This window comes from Paenibacillus oryzisoli (assembly GCF_001653565.1).
GTDB classification, from domain to species: Bacteria; Bacillota; Bacilli; order Paenibacillales; family NBRC-103111; genus Paenibacillus_E; species Paenibacillus_E oryzisoli.
Map to the genome: position 1 here is coordinate 1 of NZ_LYPB01000069.1, position 14,190 is coordinate 14,190.

The following is a 14,190-nucleotide window of genomic DNA, read 5'->3' on the forward strand; positions in this document are numbered from 1 at the left end:
CATGGCAGGAACCCCTTTTATGGTTGATTCCTATAATTACCACAGAATTTATATTTCGTAACAGGTACCTAAGTAGTAACTCATTGAAGCAGGTAATCCGCGTTTTAACTCCTCAGGCGTTATCACCTTAGAAGGCCAGCCAGCTGCGTGCGTGAGAAACAAGGCTTCCGATACTTTACCTTCGTGCGATCCGGCAAATAGCTGCCCATCCGTTGGATTATCCCCTCCGACAATACCTCGGAGCAGTGCCTGCTCGTTTACATAGAGAATGCCAATTGTCGGCATGGGATTGGTTATCGCATATGTTCCGCCATAGCGGTGAATCCAATCATAGAGCACCTTCTGTTCCGCAATAATTTGCTCCTCTGCTCGGCTCCCCTTATTATTCGGCAATACATTCGTTCCAATCGCTTGAATTCCTCGCGTAAGTGCCATCGCATACGACTTTTCACGATCTTCCTTTCCAAAAAATAAGGAAAAGTCATCTTGCAGTGCCCAAGTCGTCTTGTTCGGTGCGTAACTCTTCAGACGGTCAAGCAGAGAAACCAAATGCAAGGGCTTGGATGACGATTTCTCATTCCAATCATAGGCGCTTTGAACCGGCAGTTGTGCATGCATCTCTTTACCAGGAACTGTTGCCCATACCCAACCGCCACGCCCACCGACGCCAGGTGAACTGCCGAACGAGCCTGTCGTAGTCGTATAAGTTGGATTCACCTCAGATACCGCTTTGGAGAAATAACCATAATTGGTGTACGTTTCATTGTACCTTGCAATATAGTCCAAAAAAGGTTTGGTAGACGTTGCGAAATATTCATGTGTTTTCGGTGTATAGGATCCTGCTAAACTAGGTGCTAATGGTGTTGTGAGCGGGAGTCCAGCCTCCGTCTGAAATGCATTAAACGCTCTCCCCCATGGGCGGTTTGGATGTGGGGGCGCCCAATCCCAATAGGAGGCATAACCCGCATTGTCCGCGCCAAGGCTAATGCCGGCTACATTCGGATAAGCCTGCAGACGCTGCAGCCCCAGCTGAATATCCCGATAGAGCGGAGCATGGAAGTCAGGTAAATAGGAGCTGTAAAACGGTAGATTCTCACTGGTTGTATTCATCACATCCCAGTCCGTTTTAGGTACGAATCCAAGCTGCACCCCTTTGTCACTTAACGCTTGTGCCATATGGCTCTGACTCTTTTCATGTGATGGTTCTTCAAAAGAACTAAATTCATACACACGATCATATCCCGTGTCTGACACATAATCCGCATATTCCTGTACCGTCCCAATATTGGCATAGGGAGCAGCAATTTCCCCATGTTCGGAGTGGTAGAAACCTCCTGAGCTCATTCCATGGGGCAAATACACGAAATTAATGGTTTCCGGTGACCTTGGAACGTCGATTCCTACATGTCTCTCAATTGAAGTTGATACAGGCTCATAAGCTGGTATATCTGGCTTAACTCCCGCAAGTGCTTGAACATCTGCCTCCCAAGCGGATTGATTTGGAAAGGAGTCGGACTGAACACTTTGAACGGTAAATGCAGGTCCCGTACCTGGAATCGTCAAGTTCACTTCTATTGGAAGATCCTTCGGATCACCAGCCACAATGGGTTGCAAACCTGCATCGAAACGAATAGGACCACGCCCATCTACCCATAATTCATAGGGCTTGCCCGTTTCGTTCTGCGGCACCAACAACGTTAGCGAATCGTAACTTCGCGTGCCGCTGTTATAGATTTCCTTTCCATCATTTTTTAAAATGACTTGTTTAACAGAACCTGCTACTGAGCTGCCGATGCGAATCGGGAAGGTCCACAATTCATAATCCCAAGTCCAGCTGCGCGCCGTTCGGTCATCTGTATACATATTCGTTTGTCCCCAACGCCACGCCACACCGCGTACCCAGTGATTGCCTGGTTGCATCACATTATCCGATAGTTGCTGCACAATCGGCATATTGTCTGGTGTCTGCCTCAACAAAATTTCCGATTTGTATTCCGCGCCTTGGGCAAACGGTTGAACGGTCTTTACCGATTGGTCCGCCTGCGGAATCTGCAGTTTGATTGTTGGCCAATCTACCGCGTTGGGTCCGTCTGTACGGACTGCATTTTGATGTATCTTGGCAGTCCCCTTCGTAAATAGCCCTGTCGGTGTGTCAAATCGAACTAAGCGAAACGTTGCGTATTTGGTGGGAGGTGTAAAGTCGCTAGATGCCGACAATCGGGTTACGATGGAACCAGCCATATCCGCCTTGATTTGATCCACTGTAAGTGGAGTTGCGTACATATGCAGCGAGTCGATGGCTCCCCGGAAGCCGTATTTAATCATCGCCTTAGCTACACTATCATAATGCCATTCAGTTCCTATCAGCATAGCCACTTCGTTAGGCAAGAGGTCAGTGAACACGGCACTTCCGTCTACTTTGCCAATTAATTTGCCATTGACATAGAAGTTGACACCTTGATATTTCTCAAATGTAACAGCTACATGCGCCCATTGTCCTACGGCAAGTTCGGAAGCCGTGTACTTCCATGCATACCATTTCTCCCCATAGTCTGCTCCATAATAAAGTTGATTTCCCTGAAGGCCAAGGTAAAATGTCGTCCCCTTCCAATTGGCATCCCGCTTCGTTACGATTGGTTGATAGCCATTCAAATCATCGGGCTTAATCCAAGCCGAGATGGTAAACGTAGAGGAGACATGATTCAACTGGTTCAGTGTACTTACACTAGCTTGATCAGCACCGTTCAGCTTTAGAGCTTTGCCGCCTCCGACACGTCCGTCCACCAAAGTCGCCGGGAGGTTAAAAGAACCATTCTGAGCGAATCCGCTGCTATCCACTAGAGCCGTTGCGTTTGAAGGATCCTGCTCCATCTCATATTTCGCAATTAATGGAACTTTAATAACATCCTGCGTCGTGATGGCAATTGACGTACTACCAACCGACTCGTTACCATACAAATCTTTTGCTTTGACAACAATTTGATACGCTGTATTTGCGGTTAGTCCTGTTAGGCGATAGCTTCGTTGATTCGTATACCCAGCATTGTAACCGTTCACATATACATAATATCCAACAACGGCTACATCATCATTTGCTGGCTGCCATGTCAGATCCATTTGCGTATCCAACACATGGTTGACCGTCACATTTCCCGGTGCCGTTGGTGGATTCATATCTGGAGCGATGGTCCCGTACGCATACACCTCATGAATCGACCAATAGGAGCCAGCTGCTTTGGTTAGTGTTAGTCGGATGTACCGTGCCGTCTGCTCTGGAAAAACCGCCGTAATGATAGAAGAACTTCCTGTTACCCTAAGTATGGGAGCACCCCAACTTACACCATCTGTGGAAGTGCTAATATCAAACTCCCGGGCATAATCGCCGCCTGACTGAGCTGCATTCAGCACCAGTTTATTGTACGTTTTATCGCCTGGACCCATGTCAATTTGAAGCCATGCGCCTACTGTCTGCGCCATGCCGCTGCTCCACCGCGTGGAAAGATCACCGTCAACGGCAGCCGAGGCGCCACCGTTATTCGCTGAAGCACTCATTGCCCATAAGGAACGATCAATCCGATCCGATGTTTGGATGGTGATGGCATTACTCCAAGCGGACATATTTCCAGATAGATCCATAGAACGAACCTTAAACGAATAAGACGTTTTGGGTGTAAGTCCCGCTGCCTTAAACGACATAGTGCGGGAAAAGGCTGCATATTGATTATTCGCATAAATTTCATACCCTAGCACCTTCGCATTATCTATGCTTTCCTGCCAAGTGAGTAGGGCATCATTGTCAGTAACTTGAGATGCCATGACTCCCTCAGGTTGGAGTGGCGCTTGTTGATCTGCATTCGTGCTGCCATATAGCTTCAAGTTATGAACAGACCACCAACTACCATTGTTCTTGGTGAGTGTAATACGAATAAATCGGGCGGATTGGGCTACAAATGAAACATCAACAACCGCGCTGCCATTTCCTTGGGCAATCGCATTGCTCCAGGTTGTGCCATCTTCCGATACTTTAATTTCATACCCACGCGCGTAATCACTGGATGATCCACTCGAATCCAGCACTAATCTGTTATATGATTTGGCCATTAAACCCGTATCAATTTGAAGCCACATGCCGATTGTTTGAGCAGTCCCGCTCGACCAACGGGTAGATGCACTATGATCCACTGCCATAGCAAGAGTGCCAGCAGCATTATTATGCGAGGAGGACAATGACCAAGCGAAACGGTCCATTTCCTCTACATTCACGAGTAGTGCGGTACTTACCTGCGAAGCATTGCCGGCAGCATCTTTCGCTCGTACAGTAAATGAATACGAAACACCTGGTGTTAGACCTGAAGCAGAATAGACGGGCGCCCCAGTAACACTAGAGAGATACATGTTATCACGATAGACCTCATAACTAGTTACCCCTGTATCGTCCGTCGATACCGTCCAGGTAAGTTGAACCGATTCCGAGGTACGCCAAGTCGAAGTGAGATTGGCAGGGACAGTGGGAGCTTGCGTATCTGCAGCCAGCGCCAATGAAGGAATCGCTGGGAATAAACCGATTACCAGCACTACAATGAGTAATCGTACCATCAGGCGATACCAATGTTTGTTCATTTTAGACAGAATAACCATCCCCTTTCAATTGAAAAAGTTGCTGTAACGTGCCAGTGCGAACTCCTAGAAAAGCTGCTTGTCATAGGAATAGGTCAACTCCCATGATGTAACCGCTTGCAATTCACCCCCTTTCAAATCCCGCATGATGACCATTGGATCCCTACATACAGGAGTCCATAATCACCATACAGGATAGCTCGATTACCCTTTAATCGCTCCGATCATAACTCCTTTGACAAAATACTTCTGCAGGAATGGATACACCAGCAATAAGGGCACCAACATCACAACAACCCCTGCTGAACGTATGGACTGTGGGGTGAGCAGCTCCTCAAACTCCTGCGGCTGCAAGCTGTTGAGACTTTGCAAAAGCGATTGATTAGCGATCATATTTTGTACAAGCACAGCCAAGTTATATTTATCCGAGTCATTAATATTGATTAATACACTTTGAAATACGTTCCAGTAGCCAACACCATAGAAGAGCATTAACGTTGCCAATACAGGCATCGAGAGTGGAAGTACAATTTGCCATAGCAGTCGCCATTCGCTACATCCGTCGATCTGAGCAGCCTCATTTAATTCCTCGGGCATTTGTTCAAAAAATGATTTTAGAACAAGCAGGTTATACGCACTGATTAATCCAGGCAGCCAAAGTGCCCAATACGTATCAATAATACCTAGCGAACGATTAACCAAAAAGGCTGGAATCGTTGGAATTCCGAAAAGCATCGTAAAGACAATCGCAAGCGTGAATCCTTTTCGCCAATAAAATGTAACTTTGGACAGTGGGAAAGCCGCAAAAATCGTAAAAATCATGCTAAATAAGACACCGAAGCCTGTAATCACGACACTGTTTTTCAAACATTGCACAATAGGCGTTCCTTCAATTAATGATTTATAGGAGTCCAGATTGAAACCGACCGGCCAAACACCAACGAAACCGGATGCAATCGCCGAGTAATCGCTGAAGGACATCGACACAATATTCATAAGCGGGATCAAACAGCTCATGCCAGCTAACAACAACAATGTAAAGTTCACGGCATAGAAAAGTTTTTCCCCGAAAGACAAGCGCATGGATATCCCTCCTACCACAGTGATTGATTGAATTTTTTGGCGAAGTAGTTAGCGCTAACGATAAGAATGAGTCCGATCACAGCTTCGAACAACCCCATCGCTGTTGTCATGCTATACATCCCGCCTTGAATCCCGATGGTAAAAATATACGTACTAATGACACTCGAAACGTTAGAAACAACTGCATTTTGCAGGTTGTATACATGGTCGAAACCGACCTCCATGACTTTGCCCATAGAAAGAATCAGCATAAGAATCATAATGGGGATAATCCCCGGAAGCGTAATATAGCGAATCTGCTTCATTTTATTCGCACCGTCCATACTCGCTGCCTCGTAGAGCGCAGGGTCAATAGAGCCGATTGCCGCCAAATAAATAATGGCGGCAAACCCCGCTTCCTTCCATATCGCAGATCCAAAGAAGATGCCAAGCCATGTGCTTACTTGATATAAGAACGGGACAGAGGTCCCTCCCAATAGTTCAATAAGTTTATTCACCACGCCGTCTTGGGAGCCGAACAGGGTAACTACGATTCCCCCAACAATCACCCAAGAGAAGAAGTGAGGAAGATAGATCAGCGTTTGGATCGACTTTTTAAACCAAATCGTTCTTACCTCATTCAACATGATAGCTACTAGAATTGGAAACGGGAAGCCAAGGATAATATTAAAGAAACTAAGCAACAGCGTATTGCGAAGGATTTGCAGCGTTTGCGGATTATCCAACATCATTCTAAAGTTATCCAATCCCGCCCATGGACTTCCCCATACTCCTTGCATTAAGTTGTACTGCTTGAATGCAATCACATTACCGAGCATCGGTGCATATCGAAAGACAATAAAGAAAACAATCACCGGGATAAACATATAGACCAGTTGGCGATTCTGCCTCCATCTCTTAGCATACGATCTCTTACTAGCAGATCTTATAGGAGTAACCGTCTTGCTATACGTTGGAGCAGTATGTGCAGAATTATTGGTTTCCATTGCTCTCCTCCCATCTACCTTCTACAGGAATGTCGTCCGCCATATGTGGCTCCTGATTAGCCACCGCGTAGCTTCCCTCGCTATAGTCAACCTTCAACGTTTGCCCGCCATGACGCAACGTCAACTTTCCGCTATTCAAAGCGGAATACATGTAGCAATTAGAGATCAGCGGCCAACTGTTATAATCAATGGGGATACCGTTAACCGATCTTTCTCCATTGTATGCAATGCGAAGCACTTCTCCGGACAAGGTACAGAACGAGAGTGTTGGTGTAGACTGCTCTAACAGGGATGCATCATACGAAGCATGCTTCAGCATAGCATCTCGGAAACGAGCTAATACTTTCTCCAATTGGCATTGATCTTTGGCTGACTTGTCTTCGTCTACGTGATAATCGCTTGGGCTTGCCGTTTGGATGAGCACCGCATTTTGCAAGCCTTCGCTTCGCAATCTGCGATGTCCATCGTTCTCATCCAGCCAGCGATAAGGTCGCATTATCCGAACGGCTGCCAAAACTGACCCACAGTGACAGAATAGCCAACCACTCTCGTGTTCTTCCAGTTTAAGTATGGCGGTACCGGAAATGAATCCATCGATATATGGATCTCGATCTGATGGGAAAGGCTTCCTTGGACCGTACGTGTAATGTTCGCCCTTAGGGATGTTATACAAGGCAATTAACGCGCCTTTATACTGAACGACTTGCTCGTATGGAGAAGATCCGCCCCAATTACTCACATACGAATCCTCGGGATTTCCGAAATCGGGAAACGGATGAGTGAAAAAAAGCACCCCCGCTGGCTGCTCCGAAAGCCAGTCTAGCGACCATCGCCGCAATTGTCCTGACCAAACGACATCGCCTTGCTTTCCGTCTGCCATACTTCCCAGTGCATACTGCGAAGTCATGTAGGTATATTTACGTACCCCAACTCGACTAATATAGCCATGCCCTTTGAAGCCATCGCTGCCACCTGTAAGCATTGTGGTATGATGACGATCATGACTGGGCTCCGTATTGAGAGTAAGGTCATGGGTCTCAACGTGCACCAACGCCTGCTTTCGGCTTTGGGCGATACGTACGATAATATCTGGCACGCGATACGAAGTGAGCGTGTTCATTATGCTATAATGCGGCTCACCTGTTCGCAGGTTGGGCTGCTTGCCGCCAAAATAAAGCCATGCAGCGACCGTACCCGCCGGTGCATAATTAAACGTGTGGATTGGGTGGTAGTCCCTGGAATGCGCGCCAACATATAAACCGTCCAGCCACTCCCCAGCCGTGTTGGCCAAATACCAGTCCATCATGCTGGCGCTTCTTTCTCTCCAATCGCGATCTTCTGCAAAATCATATAGGGAAGCCAACGTGTTTAAATAAAAAACACTGTATGTCGTGGAGTCAAACTCCCCCTGACCGAACCGGCATACGCGATTGAAATACATATCCAGATAGCGGGAACAACGCTCCTTCACGTCGTTTGCATCTGGCCAATCAGGCCAACTTTGAGCGGTCAAATATCCGGCAACGGCATTCATCAGCTTGTGATTCTCAGTCCCCGTATCCATCTGGAAATGCGATTCATGGAGCATGTTTGCTTTCACTTTATTGCGTAAATCTTCCGAATACATATGTCCATAACGCAGCCACGCGTCTATATTTGCATGACGAAAGAACATCGCATCATGTCCTGGCGCGTCGTTAACAGTTTCGATATGCGATAGCGCTGTTTCAATCTCGATTTGACGGCCTAACCTTGTAATCGCGTCATACATGATTCTTCTCGCATAATCCCATGCTGGAATCGGATTGTGTAAGATTTCTTCTTGCAAGAGCAGACAACGTTCCTGAAACGCCTGTTCGATCAGCACATCCTGCGAAAGGCCTACCCGACCTTTGAGGTTCATGTCTCTCCTCACCTTCATGCCGAATCGGCCACATTGATTTACGACTACCTTGACTGTGAATGGACTCCAGCCCTATGACAAGCAGCCGAAGTCCCTTCCCGCCATTTTTATTAGCCGTTTTTATTTGTTCGCGTACAGCTTCACAGCGTCTTCACCAAATTTGTATAGGTCATCTAACAGAAAGGCATTCGCTTTATTGGTTTCATACCATTTCGTATAAAATGCATCGACTTTAGCACCGCCAGCCTTTTCCCATGCATCTTTAGCATCTTTATAGGCTTGTTCGGCTGAGTATGTTTTGCCGCTTACGATCGATCTTGCCCAAATATCTTTGATTGGTTGATCTGCATTTTTAACAATTAATGATAATTCCTGTGTTAGCACCGGCAAGTATTCTGGCTTTAACGTTGGAATCGGACGCTCTTTGGTCACGTAAGCAGCCTCAGATTGAAGTGCTAGTTCGCGCAGTGCCTTTAATGAGTCTGTTGTCTGCGGTTTCTGTGCAGTGAACGAACATTTGCCATACAGCAGTGTTGACGCCATCATGTTGAGGTCACCTGTGTAGGAGATTTCTTTCTTATTCTTCTCCGCGTCAATCGGGCTCGGACATCCAGCCGCATCCTTATTCCAGTTCACACCTTCGAGTCCGTTTTGCAGTGTTCTTGCAGTTTCTGGTTTCATCATGAAATCAACATATTTCATAACCGCCTGTGGATCTTTTGAACCTGCATTAATGGCTCCGACCATTTGAATTGGACTAGAGATGACCGGACTAAACTGGCCAAATGATGATTTCGGCAGAGGCAGAATAGCAAGCTTGCCGCCTCCATTATTTTTGACAAACGCATCATAATCACTGGCGCTTATATCTTGAAAGAGATACATGCCGAGCTTTCCTGCGAGAAAATCCTGTTTCGCTTTTTCTCCATTTTTATCCGCTAAGAAATCTTTATCCGCTACACCAGCGTCAAACAATGACTTCTGGAAATCAGTCGCCGCCTTAAGACGATCCCATTCATGGATAAAGGTATTACCTTCAAAACGCCACGCCACTTCTCCATATCCAAACATATGGGAAATAATAGAATTGGCATTGCCGCTAAGATTAAGTCCGAATGTATCTCCTTTGCCGTTACCGTCAGGATCTTGCGAAGCGAAGGCTTTGGCCACATTATAAAATTCTTCGGTTGTCTTCGGTTTTTGCAAGTTTAACTTCTGCAGCCAATCTTCACGAATATAGATGCGATGGCCGGATGTCAGCGGGTTGACTTTACCGAATTCGTAGAGTTTACCGTCATCCTTCGTCCCCAATTTCTTCAACTGCGGAAATTGCGTCATCAATTCCTTATACGTCGTACTATATTTGGCAATGACATCATCAAGCGGCATCAGCATCTTCTGGCTGTACCATTGATTCCGATAACCTGTATCGTATTCTAAAATAAGATCAGGCGCGCTATTGGTTGCGAATAAGGCATTGAATTTAGGTAATGATTCCCAGCGAGGTACCGTGACATATTTCACATCGGTTGGTCCGTTCTTATTGATCCATTCAACCCACCGATTCTTCTCCCAATTCCCTTCTTCAGGCGGTATGTTATTACGTTCGTACACAGAAGCTACAATTTTCCCTCTTGGCTCTTGCGTTGCAGCAGGCTTCGCTGAAGCACTCTCTTGAGCAGGCGTCTTCTCACTCGTGCTGCAACCGGCTGCGATCATGCTTGTTAGCAGGACAACCGCCATGGGAACAGTAAGCTTGTGATTCCATAAATACTTTTTCATTCTTGTCTAACTCCCCTCGTTATTCGCTTGTCGGACCGACGTTCTCGGCTCCTATCTGCACTATAGCTTTCGGCCATTCTTTGCGCAATTTACATGTTTCCCTGGGCTAACCGAAAGGTAAAACATGACGAACTTACCGATTATCTGTGATAAACCAAAAAGAAAAAGCCCTGCTACGCCGGGCTTTTTCCATGATTTTTGCGATATTCTCCCGGTGTTGTGCCCACGACCTTCTTGAATGCGCGTATAAACGAAATGTCGTGAATGTATCCCACGGCGTTAGCAATTTCCTGCAAAGAAAGCGAAGACGTCAGCAATAATCGCTGACTATTTTCAATACGAATGCGAACTAAGTAGTCAACCAGTTTCTCACCGAATGCTTCCTTGAATAATCGGCTGACATATTTGCCATTGAGTCCGAACACATCATAGAGATGATTCAGGGACATCTCTGTGTTGGCATACTCCTTTTCAATATATGCTTTGACTTCACGAATCAACGTGTAATGACTACTCCGTTCCTGCAAGTCTCGCACACAGAGCTCAAATTCCTCCAGTATGTGCCCGATCTGAGCTTCTAGATCTTCGGCTAAATCAAAAGTCTCACAGACCTGATCGATGTTGGGCAGCACTTCTGTTTTCCACACGACTTGAATTTCAGCTGGAAATTCTATGATTTCTTTATATACATGATGACTTAGAGAGTTGAGAAACTGCACCAGCTCGACTCTAGACAGACGGTTCTCTCTGGCATCTAAGAACATGCGTTCAAGGATTGGACGCCATGGTTCTTCTCCTGTCCGAAAGGAACGTGCAAGATGCTGGATGGTGGTAAGCTGCCAGAATGCTCCGCCTTCCACACGCCTGGTCTCCTGGTAGGAGATGACTTGATTCAATCCAAGACTTGGCTTGTAGGACAGGGCTTCCTTCGCTCCCGCGTAAGATTTGGCGATATCGTCAATCTCTGTCCCCGAGGGACCACGACCAATGGTCACGGTAAAATCAAGGTTGATCTCCACCCATTCGCGAATAGCTTCACTCATATCTGTTAGGTGGTGTTCCATATCCGTTGCCTCATCCACGGTTTGGTATAATGCCGTTAATCGATGCTGATCTGTCCATTCCGTCCATACGGTTAGGGGATGCGATTCACATATCTCTTTGACGACACTGTTCACAACGAACTTCAGTAGAAATAAATCACGATGTGTGTAGGTATCGACCAACGAAGTAAACTTATCAATCTCCAGGACAATGACGCCGAGCGAATGGAATTGTGCAGGCATATTCAGCCGTTCTAATTCCTCATCCCACTCGGTTGGCTCAATAGGACGACTGCCCTCCAGCAGTTCAACAAAGAAGTGTCGCCTGCGAAACATGGCGTCTTCCTCATGCATTTTCTGATACGTATTGGACTCTTCAATTAAATTATCTAGTGCCTGTTCGATAAACTTGAACTCATCAGGGACATGCTTAGACAGTTTCCCGCTTCTCTGGACGGAATAACGATTAATCTGATTGAGAATCTCTTCAATAGGCTTATAATTTCTTCGGGTCACGAAAGCCATCCAAATGGTACCGGCAATCACGACAAGTAAGCCCACAGCTACCCATATGTATGAAAAAACCGAAGCATATTTGAAAATCCTTTCATCATGTACACCACCAGTGAACGTCCACCCGGTATATTCCGAAGTGATTTCGGATAAAACAGTTCCCCGAACCTCTCCCTGTTTCTCCCCCAATAAGACATTGTCATTAAAATCCTTAATACGGATAAAATTAATGTTGGAACTAGTCAGATCTTTGATCATTTGCTCGATACTTGCCAAGCTAATATTCACGACAATGAGTCCCTGTCCACCAACAAGCAGCGGATATTTGCGAACCAACGAAACAACAGCAGAAGGAAAGTGTTCGGTATCCTGAAATTCAATATAATTTCGTTTACCAGAAAGCTCATAGAAGGATGCTAGTTTCAATCGTTGGGAGATGAAATCGCGATCTCCGAACTTTTCTAGAGAAATAAATGTATTTTTGCTCATAACCATCTGATCGGAGTTACGGAACATGTAAATCGAATCAATAAAACCATTCGTTGCAATCATATCCCTAACTTTCTTGGAAATTTCATAGTGATTGAAATAGGACAAGGAAGCATCGTTCTCAAAAAAAGCTTTGAGCTTCAGATCGGATTCAATATCCTTGATCAATCCTTGATCAATTTCCTTTAACGAATAGTCGATCAATTGAATGACATGGCGTGTAAACTGTTGGTTTACATTGACAGTTTCACGCTTGGTAAGCCCGCTAAGCAGCAAGAACGTGAGTAGAATTAAGATCGATGTTACAATGAAAAAGATGGGGAAATAAGAAAACAATAGACGGTAAAACCATTTTTTACGCATTAACTTCTCCTCACCTAATGATCTCGAAATCGTAGATTACCGTGGATATGGAAAACAATAACACCTTCTTTTTTTGATGTAAAGAATTTCCTAACTACATCATAATACGATATTCGATATTAGGTAAAATATGGAAAAAGAAAGCTGGATCCTAGATCTCAGCTTTCTTTTTTGTTACGTATTTAGTTTGGAAGCTAACTACATCCCCCTCCCCTGCTTCAGCCTCTCTGCGAGCAAAGCAAGATCTTTCCCGCCTAATGCACCTTCCATCAACTCCGGGAGCTTCTCAGGCGAACATCCAAAACAAGGAATACCGTGTTGCGCCAGCTTTTTGGCTACTGTATCGTCATAAGAAGGTACACCCTGATCAGATAATGCGAGTAAGCAGATCGTCTTTACACCAGCCTGATGCATGTCGAGTAAGCGACTTATCATCTCCGTTCGATTGCCGCCTTCGTACAAGTCTGAAACCAGGATAAACAGCGTTTTCTTCGGCTCCGTGATAAAAGACTCGCAGTACGCGATCGATTTGTTAATATCGGTTCCACCGCCAAGCTGAATCCCAAACAGCATATCAACCGGATCATTCGCACACTGCTCACTCAAATCTACGACCTCGGTGTCAAAAGCAACCACACGTGTGTCCAGCGCAGGCATACTGGCGAAAATAGAACCAATAATGGATGCGTAAATGACAGAGCCTGCCATCGAGCCACTTTGGTCAATATCGAGGATAACTGTCCACTCTTTGCTGCGGCGTGCGCGGTCAAAGAAATAGACTTTCTCAGGCAGCAGGAGACCTCGCTCCTTATCATAGTGCTTGAGATTCTTGCGGATGGTCGTGTTCCAATCCAGTCCTGTTGCCGACGGCAGCGGCGAATGCTGCCTGCGATTCAAGGCCCCCGTAACTGCTCGGCGCAGATCCTGCGCTAGCCGCTGCACGATTTCATCGACAACAGCTTTGACAAGAAGTCTTGCTGTTTCTTTCGTTTTCTCCGGTATCTTTCCTTTGAGCGCCATTAATGTCGCTACCATTTGGATGTCCGGCTTCACTTGGGATAGAAGCTCGGGTTCGAAGAGCAGCTGTTTCAAGCCTTTGCGCTCAATAGCATCGGACTGAATGACAGAGACCACGTCAGGAGGGAAAAAGGTGCGGATATCGCCAAGCCATTTAGCTAGCTTCGGGGAAGATGGCCCCAATCCCGCTTTGCGGGAGCCGCCAACGTTCGATGCCTCTTCAATACCACCACCGGATGTCTCATCATAGATGGCCGCAAGCGCCTCATCCATAAGTCTCGACTCCTCATCGAGCAGGCCGTCTCCTGTTCCGAATGACTGCAGCTTCTCTTCCGATGCTGCACCCAGAATTAATCGCCAACGCTTTACTTGTTCTTGATCCATCTTCGTCATA

Annotated in this window: 7 protein-coding genes; all 7 read right to left on the bottom strand. The window is 46.1% G+C overall.

All coding sequences use genetic code 11. The annotated features are described in order from the left end of the window. Window positions 1-48 precede the first annotated feature (48 nt). Window positions 49-4,620: a discoidin domain-containing protein gene (locus tag A8708_RS14935; protein WP_068664722.1), complete on the bottom strand. Its 4,572-nt coding sequence runs from the start codon at window positions 4,618-4,620 to the stop codon at window positions 49-51. A 201-nt stretch (window positions 4,621-4,821) separates the two neighbouring features. After that, the gene (locus A8708_RS14940; RefSeq protein ID WP_068664724.1) at window positions 4,822-5,700 is read right to left on the bottom strand and encodes a carbohydrate ABC transporter permease; all 879 of its coding nucleotides are present in this window, start codon (window positions 5,698-5,700) and stop codon (window positions 4,822-4,824) included. Window positions 5,701-5,711: 11 nt separating this feature from the next. After that, entirely contained in the window at window positions 5,712-6,686 is a 975-nt protein-coding gene (locus A8708_RS14945; RefSeq protein ID WP_082927523.1) for an ABC transporter permease, read from the bottom strand. Further along, window positions 6,673-8,589 carry a hypothetical protein gene (locus A8708_RS14950; protein ID WP_068664726.1) on the bottom strand — a complete coding sequence of 639 codons (1,917 nt, stop codon included), beginning with the start codon at window positions 8,587-8,589 and terminating at the stop codon, window positions 6,673-6,675. The genes A8708_RS14945 and A8708_RS14950 overlap by 14 nt, the downstream gene beginning before the upstream one ends. Before the next feature lie 120 nt (window positions 8,590-8,709). Beyond that, window positions 8,710-10,371 (bottom strand): type 2 periplasmic-binding domain-containing protein, encoded by a 1,662-nt coding sequence (locus A8708_RS14955; protein ID WP_068664728.1) that lies wholly within the window; start codon window positions 10,369-10,371, stop codon window positions 8,710-8,712. Window positions 10,372-10,544: 173 nt separating this feature from the next. Further along, window positions 10,545-12,779: a helix-turn-helix domain-containing protein gene (locus A8708_RS14960; protein ID WP_068664729.1), complete on the bottom strand. Its 2,235-nt coding sequence runs from the start codon at window positions 12,777-12,779 to the stop codon at window positions 10,545-10,547. 198 nt (window positions 12,780-12,977) lie between these two features. Then, window positions 12,978-14,189, bottom strand: a complete 1,212-nt coding sequence (locus tag A8708_RS14965) for a VWA domain-containing protein (RefSeq protein WP_068664731.1) — start codon at window positions 14,187-14,189, stop codon at window positions 12,978-12,980. Window position 14,190: the final 1 nt, after the last annotated feature.